The sequence below is a fragment of the Micromonospora sp. NBS 11-29 genome (genome assembly GCF_002140155.1).
Taxonomy (GTDB): domain Bacteria; phylum Actinomycetota; class Actinomycetes; order Mycobacteriales; family Micromonosporaceae; genus Micromonospora.
The window spans coordinates 61,398-86,465 of record NZ_NAPR01000004.1; the positions used below are offsets into that span (position 1 = coordinate 61,398).

Here is a 25,068-nt window from a genome sequence, read left to right on the forward strand (position 1 = left end):
AGGCGTACCCGCCGCTCGACGTCAGCCTTCGACCTGGGGACCGCTCGGGCGCCCGAGTGCCGTGCGTTCCCGACGTACCTTTTCGACCATTGCGATATCGGAGTCGAGGTTCGGACGGCCGATCTGGCGGCCGATTTCGACGATGCGTTCGAGTTCGACGATCGCCTGATCGAGGTTCCCGCCGGCCCGGTGCGCCATGGCGATGCCGTACCGGGTAGCCACTTCGCCGACCCGGTTGTCGATCTCGCGTTGAATCGGCAGCGCCTGCTGGAAGTGGACCAGTGCCTGCCGGTGCTCACCGAGCCTGCCGTACACCCTACCGATGTCTGTCAGGGTGAGGGCTTCGCCCATCCGGTCCCCCACCTCCCGCCGAATCGGCAGGGCCCGCTGGTAACAGACGAGGGCCTGCGGGAGGTCACCGAGCTGAACGTACATGCCGCCGATGTTGTTCAAGGTGATGACCTCGCCGGCACGGTCACCAACCTCCTGGGCGAGGAAAAGAGACTCCTCGTAGTAGGCCAGAGCCCGCCGCCAATCACCCAGCCCGGCATGTGCCCCGCCGACGTTGTTGAGAGTGGTGGCTTCACCGGCCCGATCACCAATCTCCCGCAGGATGGGCAGGGCCTCCCCGTAGTAGACGAGAGCCCGCTGCTGGTCCTTGAGTTCGTCGTGAACGAGACCGATATTGTTCAAGGCGGTGGCCTCGCCGGCGCGGTCACCAGCCTCCCGCCAGATGGACAGGGCCTCCGCGTAATGAACGAGAGCCCGCTGCGGGTCACCGAGCCCGTGGTACACACCACCGATGTTGTTCAAGGTGATGGCCTCGCCGGCACGGTCACTCACCTCCCGGGTGAGGGGAAGTGCCTCCTCGTAGCGAGCCAGAGCCTGCCGCCGGTCACCGAGCTTGCTGTACACGAGACCGATGTTGTTGAGGGCGGCGGCCTCACCGGAACGGTTACCGAATTCCCGCGCGACGGGTAGGGCCTCCTCGTAGTAGGCCAGAGCCCGCCGCCAATCACCCAGCCCGTCGTGCACCTCGCCGATGTTGTTGAGGGTGGCCGCCTCATTTACGCGATCCCCGTCCTGCCGGTACAGGTGCAGCGCCCGTTCGTAGCTGCCCAGCGCCTGCCGCGGCTGTCCCGTCGAGGACAGCGCCCACCCCAGGTCATAGAGGGCACCGGCGTCCGGCCCCAGGCTCAGCGTCGCGTTCGCGAGGGCCGTGACGTCGGCGAACCGGGACGTCGGCAGCCAGATCCGCGCGAGGCTACGCCCGACGCCACGGGCGATCTCCGCCTCCCCGCCCGCCACCGCGAGCCGGTGCACCTCTGCCCACTGGGCGGGCGTGGTCACGACGCGGATCCGGTGGTCGGTTCGACGACCCAGAGTTGGTAGAGGGAGCAGGCGGCGGCGGCGCAGGCAGCGGTGTGTTCGTCGTCGGTGAGCAGGGGTCGCAGGAGCGGCCGCAGGACGTTGGAGACGTAGTAGCGGGCCTTCTGGGTCTGCGGGTCGGTGCCTTCTTCGAGGAGGCCGAGCGCCACGGCACGGCGGAGGTGGCGGTCGGTGTCCGGGTGGTCGTGGATCGCGTGGACGGTCTCCACGGGCACGGGCAGCTCGACGACGTTGACCTTGGCGAGCATCTTCCGCAGCTCGGGGTCCTGGGAGTCGAGGAGGTTGCGGGCGAGGATGCTCTCCCGGAACTGGTCGGCTTCGCGCTCGATGGCGGAGATGAGACCGCCGAGATCGAGGGCGGTGTCGGCCACGATGCGGTCGAGCCAGTCGAGGAGGCGGGGGTTGCCGGCCGCGGCGTCGATGGCGCGGCCCCGGATGGTGGCGTCCACCGGGGAGCCGGGCCGCAGGTTCGGCAGACTCGTGATCTTCTTGGCCTGCTCGACGCTGGTGAACGTCTCCAGGGACTCGACCACCATGGTGGTGCCGGCCGGCGGCGGGAAGCGGTAGCGGCTGGTGATGACGACGCGGCTGGGGCTGCCGGCCTCCCGGATCGCCTGGAGCAGGGCGGGAAGGATCTCGGCCATCTCGGCCGAGAGCACATGGCCACCGTCGCGCGGGTCGAGGTTGCCGTCCTCGAAGTCGTCGAACACGAACAGGCAGGGGGTCTGCGCGAGCGGCCCGTCGAGGAGGTAGCGCAGCCGTACGGCGAGGGGGGCCTGGTCGTTGGCGAGCAGCGCGTTGGCCTCGATCTGCTCCTCCATCGTCGGAAAGCGGATCTTGGCGGTGAGTTCCCGGAACCGGGTCAGGTCGACGCGGCCGTACCAGACAGCGCGCTGGTGGGTGGGCATGCGTTCCAGCAGCCGGGAGGCGAGACTGCTCTTGCCGAGGCCCCCCATGCCGTGCAGGACGAGCGCCTGCGCCGCGCCCGGCTCGTCGTGGGGCTGTTTGAGGGTACGCAGGCAGCGTTGGATCGCACGACGTCGTCCGACGAAGGCGGCGCGGGAGGCCACCCGGGACAGTCGGGTCTGCGGGTCCAGAAATTCCTGATCCGCGGCCCGCACCTGGGTCCGCGCCCGACCCCTGGTGTGCAGGGGAGTGACCATCGGCGCGAGCGGTGACCGGTCGGCGTAGACCCGCAGCAGATGCCAACTGCTGCTCCGGTTGGTGTAGAGGTGGTGGCGGGCCTCGACGATGGCCCGGTCGAGCGGCTCCCCGTCGGCCAGTGCCTGGTAGAGCTGGGCGGCGAAGTCGGTCGCGGACACGTCACCGACCGGAAGCGCCCAGCCCAGCACGGCGGGGGCGCCGGCACGGACCAGGCTCTCGCTCATCGACGGGAGCGCGCCGTTGTCGGGGGCGTTCGCGGTGAGGCAGCCGGAGACGAACACCAGGCGGGGCCAGCGGCCCGCCATCGCCTGGGCGATCTGCTCGGCGGTCACGGCGGCGAGCCCGCCGAACTCGTTCTCGGCCAGGAAGACGGGCCGCCCGTCGGCCGTGACGGTGGCGTGGCCGCTCAGGTGCAGCAGGTCGAAGTGCCCCTCGCCGTGGTCGCGGCTGAGCAGGCGCAGCCCGTTCAACGTGCCGCTCTCCTCCACCACCAGGTCGGTGCCGGTACGCGACGTCGCGGACAGGATGGCCGCCTCCTCCGCCTCGTACGCGAGCACGGGCTCGACGCCCTCGGGAGAGGTCGCCATGAAGAGCACCCGCAGCGGCCGGTTGCCGGGCGTCACCTGCGGCGGGAGGGCACTGCGGGTGCCGATGGCGCGCACCGGCAACAGCGGCGCGTGGCCGGACACGGTCAGATGAATGCCGTCGCTGGCGAGCAGCTCCCAGGGCAGGTGCCGCAGCCGCTCCCCGGCGGTGATCCGCAACGTGACGCCCGGCGGGAGATCCAACAGCGGCGTCAGCCACCGTTCGTCGCCGTCGAGGAAGGCGAACAGTCTCGTGCCGAGATCGCGTAGCGGCGCGGAGCCGAACACCTTCTGCGCGATCGCATCCGTGCCGTAGCTCTTCTCCACGGCCTCGGTCAGCTCCACCACCGCTGCCGCGTCCAGGCCACGGACCTTCGGTGGGCCTTCCCCGGTGAACAGGCGAAGCTCGGTGCAGCCGGAGGCCTGCTCGAAGATCTCCAGGTCGATCGTCGTCATCTGAGTCACCGGGAACGCCCTCGTTCGTCAGTCCTGCGAGGTGGTCTGCTGGAAGGTGATCTCCAGTTGGCCCCGGTCCACACGGGACACGTCGAGTTGCGTGCCGTCGTCGAGCAGAATCGTGACGGTGACCCCGTCCGGCCGGCGGGCCTGCCACCAGTCCCAGATCGTCTTGGCCGTGCCGACGCCGGCGAACACCAATCCGACCACGGCGGTCACCAGCTCGGCGGAGCGCTGCACCTCGACGGGCGACACGCTCTCACCCGGCTGAGCGGTCGCGGCGAGGGTGGCTCGCAGGTCCGTCGCCCATCGCACCGCGTCCGCGCCGGACACCTCGACCGTGGCAGTTCCCATCGCCTAGCCCTCCATCATTTGCTGCAACTGAACAAGGAATTCGCGCATCTCGTCCAACCCGGGATTCCCCGTCTGCTCGGCCAGCGCGATGGCGCGCCGTTGGACCTCGATCGCGGCGTCCACCTGCGCCATCCGCATCAACAGGATGGCCTGGTTGAAGCTGAACAGCGCCTCCGAGTTGCGGTCACCGACGGTACGGGCAATCTCCAGACCGGCGTCCAGGGCGCTCTTGGCCCCCACGTGGTCACCCCTCCGAAACCTGATCCCGCCGATGTTGTTGAGCGTGACGGCTTCGCCGTCCCGGTCACTCACCTCCCGGCGAAGCGACAGTGCCGACTCGTAGTACGTCAGGGCCTTCTCCGAGTCACCGGCAGCGTCGTGGATGTAGCCGATGTTGCTCAAGGTGGTGGCCTCACCGGCGCGGTCACCGACCTCCCGCCGGATGGGCAGGGCCAATTCGTAGTACGTCAGCGCCTTGCGCCGGTCACCGAGCCCGCTGTGCACCATGCCGNGGACGGTCGCCTCACCGGCGCGGTCACCGACCTCCCGCTGGATGAACAGGGCCAATTCGTAGTACGTCAGCGCCTTGCGCCGGTCACCGAGCCCGCCGTGCGCCCTGCCGATGTTGTTCAGGACGGTCGCCTCAGCGACGCGGTCACCGACCTCCTGCACGATGGGCAGCGCCAGTTCGTAGTACGTCAGCGCCTTCCGCCGGTCACCGAGGTATTCGTGCACCGCACCCACGTTGTTCAGAAAGGCGGCCTCACCGGCGCGGTCACCGACCTCCCGCATGATCGGCAGCGCCAGTTCGTAGTACGTCAGCGCCTTGCGCCGGTCACCGAGCCCGCTGTGCACCATGCCGNAGGCGGTCGCCTCGGCGACCCGGTCACCGATCTCCCGCATGATGGGCAACGCTCGCTCGAAGTACACCAGCGCCTGCCGCCGATGACCGACCTTGTCGTACACGAGGCCCATGTTGTTCAACGTCGCTGCTTCGTTGCGGCGGTTGCCGCTTCCTTGGTAGAGGCGCAGGGCCTGCTCGTAGCAGGTCAGGGCCGCCCGCCGCTGCCCGGTGGCGGAGAGCGCCCACCCCAGGTGATAGAAGGCGCTGGCGTCTGGACCGAGGGTCAGTGTCGCGTTGGCGAGGACCACGACATCGGCGAAGCGGGACCTGGCCAGCCACGCCTGGGCCAGCGGCTCCCCGACATTGCGGGCGATCGTTGCCTCCCGGCCGACCACCGCCAGCCGGTGCACCTCCACCCATCGGGCGGCCGTGGCCGCGGAAGCGCCCTGGATCAGGCGCTCCGCCTGCCCGGTCCGCCCGCCGTCGACCATCCCGTACGACCCCGACGTCACGCCAGGCCCTCCCCTTTCGCCCGCAGCCCCCCGCGCCGCCCGGTCCACCGCACCGACCTCCGCCCATCATCGCTCATATCGACCACGTCGATGATCGGAAGAGCGGCGTCACGACGATCAGCGTCGATGCGGACGTCGGCCCATGACCCGCAGCGCAAGCCGCAGCGATGCACCCGGACCTGCCCGTCCCCGATAGAGGCCAGTCCGCGGAGTCCTCCAGCACGCCCTTCTTGGCGAGCCTCGCCCGAGAGATGTCGACATAGCGACACACCCTGCCGATCCGCACGGCCTCATGACTCGGTGACGCCGTCCAGGATGGTGGTCAGGTTGCGGCGGAACGTCTCCTCGGCGTCGAGGTGGGCGCCGTCGACGACCAGCCGGGCGATGGTGGGATAGCGGCCGGTGTCGAGCATCCGCCTCAGGTATGGGCCGTGCGCGGTCTGCCACGCGGACACGTCCGTACCGGTGGATCGGGCGGTGCGCCGCTCGGTGATCTCCCGGCGGAGCGCGCCGACGAGGTACGCGCTGAGGGCACCGGAGGCGCGCTGGAGGTCGTCGATGTCGCGTACCCCCGGGGCCTGGTTGAGCGCCGCGGCGGTGGACTCGCCGACGGCGAGCGCGTGTGGCCCCAGGTGGGGTCGCGCGCCGAGCAGGTCGACGAACCACTCGTGGTCGAGGGCGGCCTCGCGGGTCGCGCGGGCGATGGTCAGCACCGTGGCACGCCAGTCGGCCTCGGGGAGCCGGGCGGCCTCGGCGATCCGGGCGTAGACGGCGTCGACCATCAGGTCGAGCAGTTCGGACCGGTTGACCACGTAGTCGTAGAGCCGCATCGGGCCGACGCCCAACTCCTTGGCGAGCTTGCGCACCGACAGCCCGTCGAGGCCGTGTGCGTCGGCGAGCCGGATCGCCGTGGTGGCGATCGTCGCGCGGCTCAGCGGCACCGGCGCCGACCGGGGTTGGGGTTCGGGCCGTTCCCAGACGGGCAACGGTACGTTACCGTACGGCGTATCCATGAAATACAGCGTACGGCAAGGGAGTCGACGATGCGCATCGCGATCGCCGGTGGCGGCCTGGGCGGCCTGACGCTGGCCCGGATCCTGCACCGGCACGGCATCGACGCGGTAGTTCATGAGCGCGAGCCACACCGCGCCGCACGGTCGCAGGGCGGATCGCTTGACCTGCACCCGGAGTCCGGGCAGCACGCCCTGGCCGAGGCCGGTCTCGACGACCGATTCCGGTCCGAGGCGCGGCCGCAGGGCGAGGAGCATCGCGTCCTCGACCCGGCCGGCCGCGTGCTCGTGCACCACGAGCCACGGCCCGGCTCGTTCGCCGGCCGCCCAGAGATCGACCGGCGCGTGTTGCGTGACCTGCTGCTCGACTCGCTTCCCGGCGACACGGTGGCCTGGGGCCACCGGCTCGTCGACGCGACGCCACGACCCGACGAGGGTTTCGACCTGACGTTCGACGGCGGCGACCGCGCCGGCTGTGACGTCCTCGTCGGCGCGGACGGCGCCCGTTCGGTCGTCCGACCGCTGCTGACCGACGCGCCCCTGCGCGCCGTGTCCACGGTGGTGGAACTCACCATCGGCGACGCTGACCGACGTCACCCGGAGATCGCCGAGATGGTCGGGCCCGGCAACTTCTGGTGCGTCGGCGTACGCCGGATCCTGTCCGCGCAGCGCCTCGGCGACGGCAGCATCCGGGTCGGGATCTCTCTGCCGGCGGACGAGCGCGACCTCGACACCTATCGCAGCAAGCGTGCCCTGCTCGACCTGTTCGACGGCTGGAACCCCCGCCTCACCGCCCTCATCGAAGCCGGCGACGGCACACCGATCCCGCGCCGGATCGAGGCGATGCCCACCGGCACCCGCTGGGACCACCGGCCGGGCGTCACGCTCATCGGCGACGCCGCGCACCTCATGCCGCCGGTCGGCGAGGGCGCCAACCAGGCGATGCTCGACGCCGCCGAGCTGGCCACGGCGTTCGCCGCCGACCCCGCGACGGCCATCCGGGCGTACGAGGAAACGATGTTCACCCGGATCCAGCCGATCGCGGAGATGTCCGGGCGGGTCCAGGCGATGATGCTGTCCCCCACCGCAGCCGAGGACATCGTCCGCTTCTTCACGCCACGGGCCACCGAGCCGGCGCAGCCCTGACCCGGACGTCCGCCCGGCCCGGCCGGCGGTCGGTCAGGCGCGCTTGGTGTGCGCGACGAACGCCGCCCAGCTCGCCGGCGTGAACGTCAGCGCCGGCCCCTGCCGGTCCTTGCTGTCGCGGACCCCGACCACGCCGGGCAGATTGTCCGCCACCTCCACGCAGTTGCCGCCGTTGCCGCTGCTGCGGGTGCTCGTGCGCCAGGTCGCGCCGGTCAGCTCCATCGTTTCGCCGCCTCCGAGATCGCCGCCAGGGTCGCCCCGTGCGGCATCGCCTCCGCGCGGACGGACTCCCAGGTCTGCCGGAGCGAGTTCACGTCCGCCGTTCGTTCCACGATTGTGCCGTGCATCTGGTTGTCGAGGTATCCCACGTCGTCGCCGTCGGGCGGGGTGGCGAGCACGAACGCGCCGTTGAGCCCCGGGTAGGCGCCGACCGTCTCCGGCACCAGGTGCAGGTGCACCCGGATCCGGCGACCGACCTCGACCAGGTGCGCCAACTGCTCGCGCATCACCTTCGGGCCGCCGACCGGGCGGGTCAGCACCGAATGGTCGAGCACCACCACCAACTGCGGCGGNACGCCTCGCCGACGAACTGCGCGGCCCCCTCGTAGAGCGCGCGGGCGTACTCCTCGGTCTGCAACAGGCCCGGGAACACCAGCGGCTCGTAGCTGCGCAGCGCGGTTGCCTCCTGCTCGATGCTCACCCACTCGCGGAACCACGGCAGCAGCGACTCCTGCACCAGCGCGGCCCGGATGCGGACCAGCAGCCCGCCGCCGTTCAACACCTCGTCGCAGCGCTCGGTGAACTCGGCGCGCGGCGCGCGGCGACACTGCTCGACGGCCGCCACCAGCGACGCCGAATAGCTCACCCGCTCACCCAGCGCCTCCTGGGTCAGCTCGGCCTCGCTGCGTAACCGGCGTAACTCACCGGCGAAGAGTTCCCACAACGACATACGGATCATCTGCACACCTCTGCACGCGGCTGCACACGGAAGACGGCCGATCGGACGGCCCGGATGGTGGGGGTGGAACGCCTTTCGACCCTAGCGACGCGGTGACGAGACTGTCACGCAGCGAAGCCAAACTCGTCCGAAACCCGCTAGCGGGAGGAGCGCCCGTGATCAGCCACCAGCTCGGACAGCCACCGGACGGGCCGGTCGGGGACCGCCCCCGCCCGTACCCCCGGCACGTCCCACCGCACACGCCGCTGCGTCCGATGTGGTGTTGCCGGGCGTGCGGCCAGCCGTGGCCATGTCCCACGGCCCGGCTGCTGCTCCGCAGCGAGTACGAGGACAACCAGGTCGGCCTGTCGATCTACCTGTGCGGGCTGTTCTACGAGGCGACGCGCGACCTCTACCGCCTGAACCCGGACGACGCGCCCTCCCCCACCGAGCTGTTCACCCGCTNCCGTCGCGGCCATGATGTCCGACAGCGAACTCGCGGGCCAGCCGGCCGCCTACTGGACCGGGGTGGCCTACCAGTCACTCATCGCCTTCACCCGCGCCCGGCACGCCGAACTCGGCTTCACCCAGCCCCAGTTCTGGCTGCTGCGCAACCTCTCCCCGAACGACCTGCTGCCGTCCGGCGGCGGGATGACCGTCCCCGAACTCCGGCAGGCGATGCGCTCCTACCTGCGGGCCGAGGACGACCTGGCCGCCGAGTCGGAGGTGCTGGTGCGGCGCGGGTGGCTGGCCCGTGACGAGGACGGACGGCTGTCGATCACCGAGGCGGGGGAGGCGGCCCGCCTNCATCCACGAAGGCATCGACGACGCCGACTACGTCACGGCGCTCAAGGTGCTCCGCCAGATGATCACTAACACGGGCGGCGGGTGTTAAGCGGGGCCCCCTCCTCTACCGGAGGCGTTAACAGGGGCCCCCGCCTTTCACCGCCAGCCGACGTCGATGCGGTCGCCTCGCTCGTCGAAGAAGTGCAGCGCGTCCATCCGTACCTGCACCGCCAGCGGGTGCCCGGACGACACCTGCGGGTACGGGGCCAGCCGTACCGCCAGCTCCGCCGGACGGCGGTGGTGCCGGCCCGGGTCCAGGACGCTGGTGCGGTTGCCGCCTTCGCCGTTCGGGCCGGTCTCCGGCGTGTCCGTCGCCCGGCCGGTGAGCCGCTGCACCACCTGGCCGAACCGGCGCATGCCGCGCTGGCCGGGGGCGGTCCGCTCGACCGGGGTGCTCATCTCGTCCACCACGATCGCGGTGGCGCCGATGTCGAGGAAGGCCAGCGACTCGTGGCCGTGGTGCTCCAGGTAGCGGATCCGGCCGTGCAGCACGTCGCCGGGTGTGTCGGGGGCGACCGGGGTGAGCGCCTCGGCGCGCAGACCGACCACGATCCGCTCACCGTGGTAGTGCGCCACGGCGCGGCTGCGGATGTCGTCCCAGGGCAGGTAGATCGACTGCTCGCCGAGGTTCAACGTGATGTACCGGTCGAGGTGGACGTAGACCGACGCCTCCAGCAGGTTCATCCGGGGGCTGCCCAGGAACGCGGCGACGTAGAGGGTGGCCGGCCGGCCGTACACCTGGGTGGGGGTGCCCACGTCCTGGAGCACGCCCTTGCGCATGATGGCCACCCGGTCGGCCATGGTGAGCGCCTCGGCCTGGTCGTGGGTGACGTAGATGGTGGTGACGCCCAGCTCGCGGGTGAGCGCGGAGATCTCCGCCCGCAGCTCGGCGCGGAGCCCACTGTCCAGGTTCGACAGCGGCTCGTCCATCAGGAAGAGGCCGGGCCGCCGCACGATCGCCCGGCCCATGGCGACCCGCTGCCGCTGGCCGCCGGAGAGCTGGCTCGGCTTGCGGGCGAGCACGTCGCCGATGCCCAGCGCGCTGGCCACGTCCTGGATCCGCTCACCGCGCGACCCGGGCTCGACGCCGCTCAGGCGCAGCGGGAAGCCGATGTTGTCACCGACCGTCATGTGCGGATAGAGCGCGAAGTCCTGAAAGACCATGGCGATCTTCCGGTCCCTCGGCGGCAGGTCGTTGGCCAGATCGCCGTCGAGCATGACCGCGCCGGAGGTCGGATCCTCCAGCCCGGCCACCATCCGCAGCACGGTGGACTTGCCGCAGCCCGAGGGGCCGAGCAGCACCATGAACTCGCCGTCGTTGACATCCAGATTTATCTTGTCGACCGCGATTGTCCCGTCCTGGAACACCTTGGTGACATCCTTGAGCGCGACGGTCGACACCGTCACCTCCCCAGTTCCTCGCCCGAACCCGGAAATGACTCTGACCAGGATCATCGGGTTCGCACATCGGGTAAACGTGCCATGTTCGTCTCGTGACAGTCCTATTACGCGGTTGTACCGAGGAACACCCGGCGCACCACGCGCTCGGCGGCGTGCCCGTCGTCCAGCGCGCAGAACCGGGCCCGGAACGCCGCCCGCGCCCGCTCGGCCGTCTCGTCGCGTACCGCGCCGGAGCGGAAGACGTCGAGCAGCGCGGGGAACGTCCGCGCGACCGCGCCCGGCGGCTCGGCCAGCAGGTCGAGGTAGACCCCCCGGGCCACCCGGTACGCGTCCCAGTCCGGGGCGTAGACCACGATCGGCCGGTCCAGCACCGCGTAGTCGAACATCGCCGATGAGTAGTCGGTGACCAGCACGTCCGCCGCCAGGTAGAGGTCCTCCACCCGGTCGTACGCGCTGACGTCGGACACCCCGTCGGCCGGGGAGCCCTCGGGGCGTCGATCCCGGTCGTGGAAGTAGTGGCTGCGCATCAGCAGCCGCCCGGATGGGCCGAGCACGTCACGCAGCCGGTCCGGGTCGAACGGTGGCCGCCAGCCGGGCAGGTGCTCCCGGTGCGTCGGCGCGTAGAGCACCACGTACTCGTCGGGTCCGAGGCCCAGCGTGGCGCGGACCTGCCGGCACTTCTCGGCGGTGGCCCGGACCAGCCGGTCGTTGCGCGGATAGCCGACCTCCAGCGTGGTGTAGTCGGCCGGGTACGCTCGCTCCCACATCTGGGTGGAGAAGCTGTTCGAGGTGACGCTGTAGTCCCAGCGGTCCACCCGGCGCAGCAGGTCGGCGAAGTCCATCCCCATCGCGCCCACCGGGTAGCGCTGCTGGTCCAGCCCCATCACCTTCACCGGCGTGCCGTGGTGGGTCTGCACATGCACCGAGCCGGGGCGCTTGCGGACGAAGTCGGGGAAGTTGACGTTGTTGACCAGCCAGCGGGCCCGGGCCAGCACGCGGTGGTACTCCCGGGTGCCGGCGACGACGTACTCCACGCCCGCCGGCAGCGCGGCCACCCGGTCCCGCCGGACGACCCAGACGCCGCGCACCTGGGGGGCGAGCCGGCGGGCGGCCTCGTAGATCGCGGCCGGGTTGCACGCGTAGCCCCGGTACCAGTAGGCGGCGTAGACCGCCAGCGTCGGGTCGATCGGCCGGCGCAGCTCGGCCCGGTAGTACTCGCGCAACGCGGTGTCCCGGGCGCCCCGCACCACCGGCGTCGCCCGCCGCCGGGCCCGGCCGGCCGACCGGCGCGCGGTCTCCGCCACCCGGTGGGCCTCGCGCAGCGCGCTGAACGTCCGCCACCGGCCGCTCGCCACCAGCCGGTGCTTCAGCCCCTCCACCCCGGGCGGGACCGGATAGCCCTCGGGCGGCCGGAAGCGGACGAAGTCGGCGTGCATCTGGGCGAAGAACGGGGCGCGCAGCTCGGGCGCGATCCGCCGGCCGTTGCCGAGCACGGTCAGGTAGTGCCAGATCATCCGCTCGAAGACCGCCGGTCGCAGGCCGACCACCGCCGGGCCCCACCGGTCCATCAGCCGGAACACCCGGTGCCACTGGGCGAAGACCTCGAAGTGCCGGTCCCCCCGGGTGCGGGTGATCGCCCCGGTACGGCGCTGCCGGTAGTTCAGGCAGATCCGGTCCAGCACGCCGATCCGCTCCGCCGCCAGCAGGCCCGGATAGCTGAACGAGACGTCCTCGTACCAGCCCGGCGCGAAACGGAGCCCGCGCTCGACGAGGAACTCCCGGCGGACCACGCGATTCCAGGCGGTGTGCAGCAGCCGCAGCGTCTCCGGCCGCTCCCGCAGCGGGAACGTGACCGCGCCGGGCGGCACGGGGAAGACGTCCCGCATGGCGCTGCGGGTGCCGAGGTTGTTCCAGTGCGCCCGCAGGTGGTCCACGATCAGCACATCCGGCGCGGTGGCGCGGAGCCGGTCGGCGACGGACGGCAGGCAGCCCGGCACCAGCCAGTCGTCCCCGTCGACGAACCACACGTACGCGCCGATGGCCCGGTCCAGCCCGACGTTGCGGGCCGGACCGAGCCCGACGTTCTCGGCGAGCCGGACCGGGTGGACCCGGGGGTCCCGGGCGGCGTACTCGGCCAGGATCTCGCCGCTGCCGTCCGGGGAGGCGTCGTCCACGCCGATCACCTCGACGTCGCCGAACGGCTGGCCGAGGATCGAGTCGAGGCATTCCCGCAGGTAGCCCTGCACCCGGTAGGCCGGCACGACGAAGCTGATCAGCGTCATCCCGGCCCGCCCTCCGTCAGCCCGGCGAGGGGGCACCCCCACGGGCGCGGGCCGGCAGGACCACCCAGGCGAGGACCACACTCGCGACGAAAACCACGAGAAGGTACGCCCCGAGTGTAGCCAGGGCGAAGCCCACAATCCCGGCAGATGCCGCGACTGCCAGCAACACCGAGCGCCCCGCCCAGCCCAGCGTGGCCGCGTGCAGCGGTGGCGCCGACTGCCGCTTCTCCAGCCGCGCGGTCAGGTCGTAGTGGTGCAGCGTCAGCACCAGCACGTACCCGAAGATCAACCAGGCCGGCGCCCGCCCGGCCACCCCGACCGCGATGGCGAACAGGTACTCGGCGGCCCGCAACGCGGCCGGCACCAGCCAGTCCAACGCCCCGGCGTGCGGCGCCCGCGAGCCCTGCGCCGCGCCCAACAACAGCACGAGCGCCACGACCGGCACCCAGATCGGCAGGTCACCCCCGCCGTGCACCGCCAGCAGCGCCCACCCCAGCGTCCCCGCCGCGCCGAGCGCGCCGAGCACCGCCAGCAGCAGCGGCCGCCGCGCCGTGGGCAGCGTCCGCGCCAGCAGGCCGTCGTCGCGGTGCAGACCCGCGTCCACCGTGGTCAGCACCGGCACCCGCATCCACCGCGCCCGCAAGGTCCGCAACCCCCCGGTGTACGCGAACGCCAGCACCCCCCACACCAGGACCGCGCCCAGCGCCACCAGCGGCCCGAACAGCGCGGCGGCCAACGCGATGAGCGCCCACCGCTCCCCGATCGGGAACACCACGGTCCGCTTCAGCCAGTACGACACCGAGCCGGTGTCCGCCTGCACCCGCGTCGACGCGGCGTTCAACTTCCCACCGATCCCGCCCGCGTCCCCGGCCACCACCTTCGGCCGGCGGGCCGCCTCGTCGTGCAGCGCGCCGTACCAGGTGTCGGTCATGTGCCGCACCGTCTGCAACGTCATCGCCGCCAGCGCCAACGCCCAGCCGTAGCGGAACCCGGCGTGCGTGGCCCCGTAGCCGAGACCGGCGTAGACCACGTACTCCTTGAACCGGTCGGCCATCGTGTCCAGCCAGCCGCCCCAGGCGCTGAAGTGCCGGGTGTAGCGGGCCAGTTGGCCGTCCACGCAGTCCAGCACGAACCCCAGGTAGAGCAGGACCGCGCCGGCCACCAGCGCGGGCCGCCCGCCGACGCCGAACAGCACCGCCGCCGCCACCGCGAAGACCACCGAGACCAGGGTGACCCCGCTCGGGCCGAGCCCGATCCGGGCCGCCGCCTTCGTCACGTACGGCGACCAGGTGCTGACGAAGAACGTGGTGAAGAAGTCGTCCCGCTCCTTCACCGACAGCTTCAGCTCGGCCCGGTCCTCGTCCACCGCCGCCACCGCCGCCTCGGCGGCAGCCCGTCCGGCCGCGTCGCCGACCCGGTGCGCCACGAGCAGGCGTACCCGATGGGCGAAGATCAGCGTCCCCCGGGCGGCGAGTTCGGCCACGACCCGGTCCACCGCGGCGAGCGTCCCGCCCGCCACCGTCGCCGCGCGGATGGCCTCGGCGAACGCCGGCAGGTCGGCCGCGCCGACCCGCAGCGCGCCACCGAACACGCCGGTCGCGTCCGCGTCGCCGACCGCGACCACCTGCCCGCGTTCCTCGCGCACCGTGGCCTGCCCGGCGGCCGGCGGATCGGTGAGCACCAACGCCACCGTCGGCCCCACCGGGCTGGTCGCGAGATGCTTCAGTACGGCCGTGTGCGCCACCAGATCCGCGCCGCTGACCAGCACCGGGCCGGTTGCGGCGGTGACCAGCTCGGCCAGTTCGCCCAGGTCGGCGGCGACCCGCACCTCGTCCGCCCCGGCCCGCCGCCACTGCGCGGCCAGTCGGTCCGCCGGCGGTTCCCCGGCCTCGGTGGCTCCGCCCGCCGCCGGGTCGGCGGCGAGCACGATCGCGAGCGTCACCGCTGCGCCGCGTCGGCGTAGGCCGCCAGCGCCTCGTCGATCGTCCCGTCGACGGTCAACCGCCCGGCGTCGAGGTAGAGCCCCCGACGGCAGAACCGGGTGAGGTCCTTGTCGTTGTGTGACACCAGCACCAGCGTGCGCCCTTCCGCGAGAAGTCGCTCGATGGTCGCATAGCACTTCGCGCGGAACTCCGCGTCCCCGACCGCGGTCACCTCGTCCACCAACAGCACCGGGTGCGGCAGGTGTGCGATCACCGCGAAACCCAGCCGCACCTTCATCCCCGACGAGTAGTGCCGCACCGACGTGTCGATGGCGCGTTCCACCTGCTCACCGGCGAACGAGACGATCTCGTCGAAGTGCCGGCGCAGGTACGCCGAGGAGAGCCCGTGCAGCCCACCCACCAGGTACAGGTTCTCCCGGCCGGTCAGGTCGCCGGAGAACCCGGCCGACAGCTCCAGCAGCGGGGCCACCCGCCCGTGCACCCGGATGGTGCCCTCGTCCGGAATCAGCACACCGGCGATCAGCCGCAGCAGCGTGCTCTTGCCGGTGCCGTTGCGTCCCACCACGCCGACCGTCTCGCCCGGCTCGATCCGGAACGACAGGTCCCGCAGCGGCCAAAACCGACCGGCGTCCGGGTCGCGGGCTCCCCGGTGCACGATCAGCTCCCGCAGCCGGAGCTGCCGACGCCGGTTACGGACGAAGCGGATGCCCAGCTCGTCCGCCTCGATGATCGGCGCCACCGCTACAGTTCCTTCAGCACGGCCGGCTCCAGGCGGCGGAACGCCCACCAGCCGAGCGCCAGCACCAGCACGCTCCCCACCACCGTGACGGTGAGCAGCCGGGCGTCGGGGAACTCGTCCGGGTACCAGACCGCGTGGTGGAGCTGGAAGATCCCCACCAGCGGGTTCAGCTCGTACCCGAGCTTGACCCAACCCGGCATCCGAGAGTCGCGGACCAGGTTGAACGGGTAGATGATCGGGGTGGCGTAGAACAGCAGCCGGATCACCAGCCGCATGGTTCGCTCGATGTCGCGCATCAGCACGTTGCCCGCCGACAGCAGCAGTGCCAGGCCCACCAGCAGCACGAACTGCACGGTCACCGCCAGCGGCAGGGCGAGCAGGCTCCAGCCCGGGTGGATCTTCCCCTGGGCCGCGTAGAGCGCCGCGACGGCGGCCAGGATCGGCAGGCCGGCCAGATACTCGGCGAAGCGGCCGGCGACCCGCCCGATCGGGAAGATCGGCCGGGGCAGGTTCATCGTGGTGATCAGCCGGGCCTGCCCGGTCAGCGCGTTGGCCGCCTCGGTCAGCNGCCGGCCGCCTCACCCAGGTGCCGCCGGGTCGCGCCGGAATAGAGCACGCCGAAGACGAACCAGTAGATCAGGCCCATGCCGAGGGGTTCGATGAGCGACCAGAGGTAGCCCAGCACCGACTGCTGGTACTTCACCGCGAGGTCCCGCCGGATGAGGATGCGCAGCGAGGTGCGGGCGGACCAGAGCGCCGCGACGCCGGACGTCACCGCACCATCGTCGCGCTCTTTTTCGCGGCGCTTCCCGGCTCGGGCACCGGATCACCCCAACGGGGTCAGCACTCGATCACGTTGACCGCGAGCCCGCCCCGCGCCGTCTCCTTGTACTTGACCTTCATGTCCGCGCCGGTCTCCCGCATGGTCTTGATCACCTTGTCCAGCGACACCGCGTGCACCCCGTCACCTCGCAACGCCAGCCGGGCCGCCGTGATCGCCTTGATGCTGGCCACCGCGTTGCGCTCGATGCACGGGATCTGCACCAGCCCGCCCACCGGGTCGCAGGTGAGCCCGAGGTTGTGCTCCATGCCGATCTCGGCGGCGTTCTCCACCTGCGCCGGCGTGCCGCCCATCGCCTCGGCCAGCCCCGCCGCCGCCATCGAGCACGCCGAGCCGACCTCACCCTGGCAGCCCACCTCGGCCCCGGAGATCGATGCGTTCTCCTTGAACAGCACGCCGATCGCACCGGCCGCCAGCAGGAACCGGACCACCCCCTCCTCGGAGGCGCCCGGCACGAACCGGGTGTAGTAGTGCAGCACGGCCGGGATGATCCCGGCGGCCCCGTTCGTCGGCGCGGTCACCACCCGCCCGCCGGCCGCGTTCTCCTCGTTGACCGCCAGCGCGAACAGCGTCACCCAGTCCATCGCCCGCAGTGGGTCGTCCGCGCCGGTCTCCGCCTCCAGGCCGCGCCGCAGCTCGGCCGCGCGTCGGCGGACCTTCAACCCACCTGGGAGTACGCCGTCGCGGGTGCAGCCGTTCGCCACGCACTCCCGCATCACCCGCCAGATGTCCAGCAGCCCCGCGCGCACGTCGGCCTCGCTGCGCCACGACAGTTCGTCGGCGAGCATCACCTCGCTGATCGACAGGCCGGTGTCGGCGGTGACGTCGAGCAGCTCCGCCCCGGTGCGGAAGGGGTACCGCACCCGGGTGTCGTCCGGCCTGATCCGGTCCGCCCCGGCGGCCGCCTCGTCCACCACGAACCCGCCGCCGACCGAGTAGTAGGTACGCGCCCGCACCTCGTTCCCGGCCGCGTCGAACGCCGCGAACGTCATCCCGTTCGGGTGGTACGGCAACGAGCGGCGGCGGTGCAGCACCAGATCCCGGTCCGGGTCGAAGTCGACCTCCTGGCTGCCGAGCAGGGCGAGCCGCCGCCCGTCCCGGATCGCCGCCACCCGTGGCCCCACCTGATCGGTGTCGACCGTCTCCGGGGCCTCCCCCTCCAGCCCGAGCAGCACCGCGCGGTCACTGCCGTGGCCGTGACCGGTGGCGCCCAGCGAGCCGAACAGCTCCGCCTGCACCCGGGCCACGTCGGCGAGCTGCCCGTCCGCCTTCAGACCCGTCACGAACGTCCGGGCGGCCCGCATCGGCCCCACGGTGTGCGAGCTGGACGGCCCGATACCGACACTGAAAAGATCGAAAACACTGATCATGGCTGCACTTTCCTCGCCGTCGTCCCCGTCGTGCGGTTCCGAACCGGTGCGGTGCCGCGCCCTGCGACGCACGGCCGGCGCCCGGGGTGGGGGCGCCCGACCGGCGAGCCTACCCGCCCAGCTCACTACCCGCCCCGCCCCGGACTCAACACCGCTTCCCACCCCTCCGGTGCCCCCTACGCCAGTTCGGGGAAGTAATGGCATCGAGCGCGCGTTGACAGCACCACCTCGGCGTACCGGCTTCGCGTCAGTGCGCGCCTGATCGCCGTTTCGGCGAGGTGGTTGCTTCCCAGCGAGCTGATACCGCCACTTCGCCGACCTAGCGGCGAGGCACCCGACGGATCGCTGATGCGGACGTGACACCCGGGCCGAGCGAGCCAGACCCAGCCCGGGCCGGGCCGGGCCGGGCCGGCGCACGCCATGCCCCCGGTCTGCCGCGTCGCGTCGCGGGCGTGTCGCAGCCCGCAGATATGAACAGGTGGCACCGGCATACCCCACAGGCATAATTATGTCTCTCAGGTATACCGCCAACTGTGCAGCACATGCTCCCGCTCCGATCACCCTCAGTAACCGAACCGTATTCGCGGGGCCACCCCGCCGGCCCGCAAGGCGCAGCAGCCAGCAGCCAGCAGCCAGCAGCCAGCAGCCAGCAGCCAGCAGATCCTTGCGCATCACCGTCCGCCTCGGACCGCAGTCCGCCTCGACGAGGACAAGCTGGTGGAGACCGCCGGCCGGATTCCGCCAGGTGACCACCGGCGGGATGGGGTGGAGCCGAGCGGGGCGGGGCGGGGCGGGAGGCGGACGGGGCATCGGCGGGGGTGGGGGCGTCGGCGGGGGTGCGCGGGGGTAAGCACCTACGGGTGCCCGGGTCGCCGATCATCCTCGGGGCCGAGGGCACGGTGCGCACCGGAGACCTAGCGTGGAATCAGCGCGGCGGATCGCCGCAGAAGTGGGAGACGACGATGAGTCGCAAACTGGTCCGGCCCCGCCAGGGGCGCATGATCGCCGGTGTCTGCGCCGGCCTGGGGCAGCGGTTCGGCATGTCGGCCGGCATGGTCCGGCTGCTGTTCCTGCTGTCGCTGCTGCTGCCCGGCACCCAGGTGATCGTCTACCTGATCCTGTGGGTCCTGATGCCGAACGAGGACCGTTACCTCGCCACCCGCTGAGTCACCCGGCTGACCCGTCGCGCCCGCCCCGGAGTGGCCGGGGCGNTCACCTTCTCGTAGCCGAGGGAGCGCAGCAGCCCCTCCAGCATCTTGCGGGTGTTCTCCTCGGCCCGCTCGCCGAGCCCGCTGTCCCGGGCCGCCGTGGTGATCCGGTCCTCGGCCAGCTTGTAGACCTGCTGTTGCCGGTTGGGGTCGCCGGCCACCAGGTCGTTGATCCGGTTGATCAGGCCCCGCTGCTGGGCGACGACGTAGCTCTTCTCCAGGTCCAGGTTGGTCTCGCCGAGCTGCGGCGCAGGCAGCTTGATCTCGGCGGTCTTGCCGTCGTCGGAGACCACCACGGCCCCGTCGGCGATCTTCGTGAAGTCGACGTACGCCTCGACCCGACCCGCCCCGACGAAGAGCGTGCGCTCGTTGAGCAGGAAGTCGGGCACGTTCCGCCGGTCGTTCTGCACGTCGACCACCACCTGGAAGTTGCCTTCCGCGGCGACGTAGCGGCTCAGGTCACGGATCGACTTGAGCAGCGGCGGCTGGCTGCGGTCGGTCTGCTCCTTGGCGAACGGGTTGCGGAAGTCGGGCAGCAGGTTGGTCGCCTGCACGCCGAGCAGCACCACCACCGCCAGCGCCGCCGCACCGAGCACCCACAGCAGGCCCCGGACGGGGCCGCCACCGGCCGCCGGCCGGTCGGCGGGGTCGGCCGGATCGCCGGGATCGAACCCGGGCGCCGGATCCGCCCGCTCGTGCAGGGACTCGCTGGTCGGGTATTCCGGGAACTCCCTGGTGGGCTGCTGGGTGTCACCGTCGCGGGCCATCGCCCTCACCGTCCTCGTCCGACACATCGACTGACAATGACGGTACGGGCACCGTGCGACACTCGCTCGTCGAGTGCCCCGATCGGGTGCAACCGCAGGTCAGGCGAACGCGGAGAGCCCGGTGAGCCGCTGCCCGATGACGAGCTGGTGGATTTCCGAGGTGCCCTCGTAGGTGAGCACGCTCTCCAGATTGTTGGCGTGCCGCATCACCGGGTAGTCGCCCGAGACGCCGTTCGCGCCGAGGATCGTGCGGCACTGCCGGGCGATGGCGAGCGCCTCCCGCACGTTGTTGAGCTTGCCCACGCTCACCTGCTCGGGCCGGAGCGCGCCGGCGTCGGCGAGCCGGCCCAGGTGCAGCGCGAGCAGCATCCCCTTGTTCCACTCCACCGCCATATCGGCGAGCTTCGCCTGGGTGAGCTGGAAACCGGCCAGCGGCCGACCGAACTGGGTGCGCGTGGTGGCGTACTCCAGGGTCGTCTCCAGGCAGTCGCGGGCCGCGCCGAGCGCGCCCCAGACGATGCCGTGCCGCGCCTCGGTGAGGCAGCTCAGCGGCGCCTTCAACCCGATCGCGTCGGGCAGCCGGGCGTCCGCCGGCAGCCGCACGTCGTCGAGGGCGATCTCGCCGGTGAGTGAGGCGCGCAGCGACATCTTGCGCGAGATCTCGCGCGCCGTCACACCCGGCGTGTCCATGGGTACGGCGAAACCCCGCATGCCGTCGTCGGTGCGGGCCCAGATCACGGCGACGTCGGCGATCGGCGCGTTGGTGATCCACATCTTGCTGCCGGTGAGGATCCAGTCGTCGCCGTCGCGGCGGGCCCGGGTGGCCATCGAGGCCGGGTCGGAGCCGTGGTCCGGCTCGGTGAGCCCGAAGCAGCCGATCGCGTCGCCGGTCGCCATCGCGGGCAGCCACCGCTGCTTCTGCTCCTCGCTGCCGAAGCGCCAGATCGCGTACATGGCCAGCGAGCCCTGCACCGACACCAGCGAGCGGACGCCGGAGTCGCCGGCCTCCAGCTCCAGGCAGGCCAGCCCGTACGCGACCGCGGACGCGCCGGCGCAGCCGTACCCGGTCAGGTGCATGCCGAGCAGGCCGAGCTTGCCGAACTCGCGGGCCAGGTCGCGCGCCGGCACCTCACCGTCGAAGTACCAGCCGGCGACGTGCGGGCGTACCCGGTCGGTCACGAGCTGGCGCACGACGGCGCGGATCTGCCGCTCCTCCTCGCTCAGTGACGCGTCGAGGTCGAGCAGGTCGAGACCGGTCACGGCGGTCACTCGCCCTGGTCGCCGAGGACCAGCACCCGGGCGTGGATCTGATTGCGCTGCTGCAACGCCGCGCGCAACGCCCGGTGCAGGCCGTCCTCCAGGTAGAGGCCGCCGTTCCACTGCACCACATGCGGGAAGAGGTCGCCGTAGAAGGTGGAATCCTCCGCGAGCAGCTTGTCCAGCGCCAACTCTCGCTTGGTGGTGATGAGCTGATCCAGCCGCAGTGGACGCGGTGGGATCTCGGCCCACTGCTTCAGCGTGAAGTTGTGCTCCGGGTAGGGACGCCCGTCCCGGACCGCCCTGAAGATCACGGCGTGCTCTCCTCCCCCAGGCCCGGCTGACGATGTGGGTGCCAGCCTAACCGCTCAGCTCCACCGCCCCCGTCGCACCACATCATCCACCGGACGGTGCCCCCGCCGCAGCGATGGTGACCGATGGTCGACAGCACTGTAACCGATCGTGACAGCACCGATCGGGTGGAGTTCCGGCGGCACCCCGAACGCCTCCCGGTACGCCTCGGTCCGCTGCGGCGGAATGCCGAAGAAGCAGGCGCCCAGCCCCTCGTCCACGGCGGTGAGCAGCATCAGCAGCGCGGCGAAGCCGGTGTCCACGTACCAGTAGGGCACCGGCCAGCGTGCCTCGGCGCGGTCCGCCCAGCCCTTGTCCGGTTCGGCGTACCGGTCCAGGTAGGCGTCCCGGTTGGCGTGCGGCACCACGATCAGCGGCGCCCGGCGCATCCCGGTCAGCCAGCGCTCCCGGCCGCCGCCGTCCGGCGTGGTCGCCGTCCAGAACCGTGCCCGGTCGGCCGGCTCCTCCAGCACCAGGAAGCCCCACCCCTGGGCGAACCCGGCCGACGGGGCCCGCACCGCGTGCGCCAGCAACCGGTCCACCACCTCGGGCGGCACCGGCCGGTCGGGGTCGTAGTTGCGCACCATCCGGCGACGGCGGACGACCTCGGCGAACTCCACGCTCAGACCGCCGGCCGGACGCCCCAGGCACCCCGCCAGGTCTGCCCGGCGTCGAGCGTGATCACGTCACGGCCGGACCGGAACGCATCCGGCGGGCAGGTCATCGGCTCCACCGCGACCGAGCGACGGTGCCGTTCACCGCCGAGCGTGTCGCCGGTGAACACCTGCCACCAGCCGAACTCGCGGTCCGCCCAGATGCGCAGCCCGGACGCGCCGTCCGGCGCGTCGAGCGTCACCGCCGAACCGCCGTCGGCGTCCCGCTCCACGTCGCCGAAGGCCTGGTCGAGCACCAGGTCGCCGATCGGGCGGGGGTTGGTGAAGTCGAACTCGGTGCCGGTCACCCCGGCCACGCCCACCGGCAGCAGCCGGCCGTCCAACACCACCCGGCTGCGCCCCGGCACGCGCAGCAGCAGGTCGTCCACGCCGACCTCGGGCAGCCGGAAGTAGGGGTGCACGGAGAAACCGAACGGCGCCGGCTCGGCGGAGAGGTTCGTCACCTCGTGCTCGGCGCGCAGGCCGTCCGGGCCGACGCTCCACCGGCTGCGCAGCCGCAGCGCCCACGGGTAGCCCGGGGTGGGCGGCAGGTCGTAGCCGAGCGTCACGCTGTCGGGCGAATGCTCGACCAGCTCCCAGCGGGCCCAGGTGACCAGGCCGTGCAGGGCGTTGTGCCGCTCCGGCTCGGTCAGGTCGAGCTGGAGCGAACGGCCCCCGAACGTGTACGCGCCGTCGCGGATGCGGTTCGGCCAGGGCGCCAGCACATGCCCGGCCGAGCCGGGGCTGATCTCGTCCTCGGCGTACCCGTCGAGGTAGTCCAGCCCGTCATGCCGGTAGGCCCGCAGCCCACCGCCCACCTCCACCACGACGGCCTCGTGGCCGTCGGCGGCGATGGTCCACTGTGTCCCGGACGGTGCGGGCGCGTCTTTCCCCATTCGGCGACCCTACCGTCAGCGACGGTCCTCGGCGGGGGTGGTGGCGCGATAGCGGACCAGCGTGGGGAAGACCGTCACCAGCAGCACGGCCAGCACGGCGGCGGCGAGACCACCGCCGACCATGGCGAAGCCGGTGCCGAACCCGGCGGCCATCGCGCCGGCCCGCAGGTCGCCCAGGCGCGGGCCGCCGGCCACGACCACCGTGTTCACGCCCTGGAGCCGGCCGCGCATCCGGTCCGGCGCGTACACCAGCAGCATCGACTGCCGCAGCGTGGCGCTGACCAGGTCGGCGGCGCCGGCCACGCCGAGCAGCAGCACCGCCAGCCAGAGCCGGCCGGCCAGCCCGGCGAGCGCGATGGCCACGCCCCAGCCGACCACCGCCACGGTGAGCGCCAGCCCCTGCCGGCGGACCCGGCCGATCCAGCCGGAGGTGAGACCGCCGAGCATCGCGCCGATGGCGATGGCGCTGTAGAGCCAGCCGACCGCCGCGCCGCCGCCGAAGCGGTCCTGCGCCAGCTCGGGGAAGAGCGCCCTCGGCATGGCCAGGATCATCGCGATCAGGTCGATGGCGAAGGAGAGCAGCAGCACCGGCGTGGTGGCCAGGTAGCGGAAGCCGTCGACGATGCTGCCCAGCCCGGCCTTGCGGACGCCGCCGCCCGGGTCCGGCTCGGGTGGCATCGCCGGCAGCCGCAGGGTGGCCCAGAGCGAGACGGTGAACAGCAGCGCGTCCAGCCCGTACGCGATGGGCAGCGCCGCGTCGACGCGCCAGGTCGCGAAGATCAGCCCGGCGGCGAGCGGGCCGGCGACGGCCGCCGCGGTGAACGTGGTGTAGTTCAGCGTGGTGGCGGCCGGGACCAGCTCGGTCGGCACCAGCCGGGGCAGGATCGCGCTGCGGGCCGGCGAGGTGATCGCGAACGCCACCGACTGCACGCCCACCAGCAGCAGGAGCAGCACCGGGCTGCGCGCCCCGGCCAGCGACTGCACCAGCAGCCCGAGCGTCGCGGCCCAGAGCAGGGCGCCGGCGGCGAGCAGCACCCGTCGCCGGTCCCGGGCGTCGGCGACCGCGCCGCCCCAGAGCCCGAAGATCAGCAGCGGCACGAAGCCGGCGACGCCGAGCAACCCGACCCAGAACGAGCCGCCGGTGAGGTCGAACATCTCCACCGGAACGGCCACGGCGGTGAACTGGAAGCCGAACATCGCCACCGCGTTGCCGAGCCACACCCGCCGGTAGGCGGGCACGCCCAACGGGCGCAGGTCGATCGCCCAGCGGCGGGGTTCGCGCCGCCGGGCCGCCGTGACCTTCGTCACGGCGCGAGCCGCTCGACGTTCCAGACCCCGTCTTCGGTACGCCGGAAGCGCAGCCGGTCGTGCAGTCGACCGGCCCGCCCCTGCCAGAACTCCACCGTCTCCGGGCGGACCCGGAACCCGCCCCAGTGCGGCGGCGCGGGGATCGGCTCGACGTCGGCGAAGCGCTCCGCCGCCGCCCGGTACGCCGCGTCCAGCGCGGCCCGGTCCGGCACCACGGCGGACTGGGCGCTCGCCCACGCGCCGAGCTGCGAGCCGCGCGGCCGGGTGGCGAAGTACGCCTCGGTCTCGGCCCGGTCGACCCGCTCGACCCGACCGGTGACGGTCACCTGCCGCTGCATCGGGAACCAGGGAAAGACCAGGCTGGCCCACGGATTGGCGGTCGCCTCGACGCCCTTGCGGGAGCCGTGGTTGGTGTAGAAGACGAAGCCCTCCGGGTCGTACCCCTTGAGCAGCACCGTGCGTCCGCTGGGCCGGCCCCGCGCGTCGGCGGTGCCCACCACCATCGCGTTCGGCTCGGGCAGCGGATGGGCCACCGCGTCGGCGAACCAGCGGGCGAACTGGGTGTGCCAGTCCGGCGCCAGATCCGGCTCGGAAAGGCCCTGGTCGGCGGCGTACTCGTTACGCATGCCGGCCGGAGCGGGTGTGTCGCCTGTCACTCTCGCCGTCCTTGTCCGGGGCGTTCCGGCGTCCCCCGACGCTGGCCAGGCCCCGACGCCTAGTCTTCTCCTACCCGCGCTCGCGTCCACCGGCGGGGATGTCGCGTGGCGCACAGTGGCGGTGGGTCGCGCGCGTGGTTACTCACCGGGCAAG

General features: G+C 72.1%; 20 protein-coding genes and 3 pseudogenes. 3 read left to right on the forward strand and 20 right to left on the reverse strand.

The window, feature by feature from the left end; translation table 11 throughout:
* Positions 1 to 21: 21 nt before the first annotated feature.
* The 5 genes from B1205_RS04315 to B1205_RS04335 form a co-directional block, all read right to left on the reverse strand.
* A complete protein-coding gene (locus B1205_RS04315; RefSeq protein WP_089154442.1) occupies positions 22 to 1,350 on the reverse strand; it encodes a tetratricopeptide repeat protein in 1,329 nt (442 codons plus the stop codon).
* A complete protein-coding gene (locus tag B1205_RS04320) occupies positions 1,347 to 3,593 on the reverse strand; it encodes a CHAT domain-containing protein (RefSeq protein WP_089154443.1) in 2,247 nt (748 codons plus the stop codon). The genes B1205_RS04315 and B1205_RS04320 overlap by 4 nt, the downstream gene beginning before the upstream one ends.
* Before the next feature lie 27 nt (positions 3,594 to 3,620).
* Entirely contained in the window at positions 3,621 to 3,947 is a 327-nt protein-coding gene (locus tag B1205_RS04325) for a hypothetical protein (protein ID WP_140157970.1), read from the reverse strand.
* A 3-nt stretch (positions 3,948 to 3,950) separates the two neighbouring features.
* Positions 3,951 to 5,282 (reverse strand): tetratricopeptide repeat protein, encoded by a 1,332-nt coding sequence (locus B1205_RS04330; RefSeq protein ID WP_441338448.1) that lies wholly within the window; start codon positions 5,280 to 5,282, stop codon positions 3,951 to 3,953.
* 311 nt (positions 5,283 to 5,593) lie between these two features.
* On the reverse strand, positions 5,594 to 6,316 hold the full coding sequence (locus B1205_RS04335; protein ID WP_089154445.1) for a TetR/AcrR family transcriptional regulator: 723 nt from the start codon (positions 6,314 to 6,316) through the stop codon (positions 5,594 to 5,596).
* A 30-nt stretch (positions 6,317 to 6,346) separates the two neighbouring features.
* Here B1205_RS04335 and B1205_RS04340 point away from each other — a divergent pair, with 30 nt between their 5' ends.
* Positions 6,347 to 7,459: an FAD-dependent oxidoreductase gene (locus tag B1205_RS04340; protein ID WP_089154446.1), complete on the forward strand. Its 1,113-nt coding sequence runs from the start codon at positions 6,347 to 6,349 to the stop codon at positions 7,457 to 7,459.
* Between the two features lie 33 nt (positions 7,460 to 7,492).
* On the opposite strand, the gene B1205_RS04345 is transcribed toward B1205_RS04340, so the two are convergent.
* On the reverse strand, positions 7,493 to 7,681 hold the full coding sequence (locus tag B1205_RS04345) for a DUF397 domain-containing protein (RefSeq protein ID WP_089154447.1): 189 nt from the start codon (positions 7,679 to 7,681) through the stop codon (positions 7,493 to 7,495).
* Positions 7,672 to 8,417: pseudogene (locus B1205_RS04350) on the reverse strand (helix-turn-helix domain-containing protein). Before B1205_RS04350 ends, B1205_RS04345 begins: the two are co-directional and overlap by 10 nt.
* Positions 8,418 to 8,572: 155 nt before the next feature.
* On the opposite strand from B1205_RS04350, the pseudogene B1205_RS30880 reads away from it, so the two are divergent.
* Positions 8,573 to 8,860 (forward strand): annotated as a pseudogene (locus B1205_RS30880) (hypothetical protein); the annotation flags it as partial.
* A 478-nt stretch (positions 8,861 to 9,338) separates the two neighbouring features.
* Here B1205_RS30880 and B1205_RS04365 read toward each other — a convergent pair.
* The 6 genes and pseudogenes from B1205_RS04365 to B1205_RS04390 form a co-directional block, all read right to left on the reverse strand.
* On the reverse strand, positions 9,339 to 10,643 hold the full coding sequence (locus B1205_RS04365) for an ABC transporter ATP-binding protein (RefSeq protein WP_089154921.1): 1,305 nt from the start codon (positions 10,641 to 10,643) through the stop codon (positions 9,339 to 9,341).
* A gap of 104 nt (positions 10,644 to 10,747) precedes the next feature.
* On the reverse strand, positions 10,748 to 12,925 hold the full coding sequence (locus B1205_RS04370; protein WP_089154448.1) for a bifunctional glycosyltransferase/CDP-glycerol:glycerophosphate glycerophosphotransferase: 2,178 nt from the start codon (positions 12,923 to 12,925) through the stop codon (positions 10,748 to 10,750).
* Positions 12,926 to 12,941: 16 nt separating this feature from the next.
* Positions 12,942 to 14,867, reverse strand: a complete 1,926-nt coding sequence (locus B1205_RS04375) for a CDP-alcohol phosphatidyltransferase family protein (RefSeq protein WP_089154449.1) — start codon at positions 14,865 to 14,867, stop codon at positions 12,942 to 12,944.
* Positions 14,864 to 15,607 (reverse strand): ABC transporter ATP-binding protein, encoded by a 744-nt coding sequence (locus B1205_RS04380; RefSeq protein ID WP_089154450.1) that lies wholly within the window; start codon positions 15,605 to 15,607, stop codon positions 14,864 to 14,866. The genes B1205_RS04375 and B1205_RS04380 overlap by 4 nt, the downstream gene beginning before the upstream one ends.
* Positions 15,608 to 15,609: 2 nt before the next feature.
* Positions 15,610 to 16,382 (reverse strand): annotated as a pseudogene (locus B1205_RS04385) (ABC transporter permease).
* 65 nt (positions 16,383 to 16,447) lie between these two features.
* Positions 16,448 to 17,818, reverse strand: coding sequence for an L-serine ammonia-lyase (locus B1205_RS04390; protein WP_089154451.1), 1,371 nt, complete (start codon positions 17,816 to 17,818; stop codon positions 16,448 to 16,450).
* 962 nt (positions 17,819 to 18,780) lie between these two features.
* Here B1205_RS04390 and B1205_RS04395 point away from each other — a divergent pair.
* Positions 18,781 to 18,984 carry a PspC domain-containing protein gene (locus B1205_RS04395; RefSeq protein WP_089154452.1) on the forward strand — a complete coding sequence of 68 codons (204 nt, stop codon included), beginning with the start codon at positions 18,781 to 18,783 and terminating at the stop codon, positions 18,982 to 18,984.
* On the opposite strand, the gene B1205_RS04400 is transcribed toward B1205_RS04395, so the two are convergent.
* The 7 genes from B1205_RS04400 to pdxH all read right to left on the reverse strand — a co-directional run bounded on the left by B1205_RS04400 (position 18,966) and on the right by pdxH (position 24,884).
* The gene (locus B1205_RS04400; RefSeq protein ID WP_089154453.1) at positions 18,966 to 19,793 is read right to left on the reverse strand and encodes a DUF4230 domain-containing protein; all 828 of its coding nucleotides are present in this window, start codon (positions 19,791 to 19,793) and stop codon (positions 18,966 to 18,968) included. The genes B1205_RS04395 and B1205_RS04400 overlap by 19 nt on opposite strands.
* Positions 19,794 to 19,892: 99 nt before the next feature.
* Positions 19,893 to 21,053 (reverse strand): acyl-CoA dehydrogenase family protein, encoded by a 1,161-nt coding sequence (locus B1205_RS04405; RefSeq protein WP_089154922.1) that lies wholly within the window; start codon positions 21,051 to 21,053, stop codon positions 19,893 to 19,895.
* A 5-nt stretch (positions 21,054 to 21,058) separates the two neighbouring features.
* Positions 21,059 to 21,364 (reverse strand): type II toxin-antitoxin system VapB family antitoxin, encoded by a 306-nt coding sequence (locus tag B1205_RS04410; protein ID WP_089154454.1) that lies wholly within the window; start codon positions 21,362 to 21,364, stop codon positions 21,059 to 21,061.
* A gap of 54 nt (positions 21,365 to 21,418) precedes the next feature.
* A complete protein-coding gene (locus tag B1205_RS04415) occupies positions 21,419 to 22,021 on the reverse strand; it encodes a nitroreductase family protein (protein ID WP_089154455.1) in 603 nt (200 codons plus the stop codon).
* 2 nt (positions 22,022 to 22,023) lie between these two features.
* The gene (locus B1205_RS04420; RefSeq protein ID WP_089154456.1) at positions 22,024 to 22,950 is read right to left on the reverse strand and encodes an aldose 1-epimerase family protein; all 927 of its coding nucleotides are present in this window, start codon (positions 22,948 to 22,950) and stop codon (positions 22,024 to 22,026) included.
* Between the two features lie 15 nt (positions 22,951 to 22,965).
* Positions 22,966 to 24,258, reverse strand: a complete 1,293-nt coding sequence (locus B1205_RS04425; RefSeq protein WP_089154457.1) for an MFS transporter — start codon at positions 24,256 to 24,258, stop codon at positions 22,966 to 22,968.
* Positions 24,255 to 24,884, reverse strand: coding sequence for a pyridoxamine 5'-phosphate oxidase (gene pdxH, locus B1205_RS04430; protein ID WP_176308464.1), 630 nt, complete (start codon positions 24,882 to 24,884; stop codon positions 24,255 to 24,257). Before pdxH ends, B1205_RS04425 begins: the two co-directional genes overlap by 4 nt.
* Positions 24,885 to 25,068: the final 184 nt, after the last annotated feature.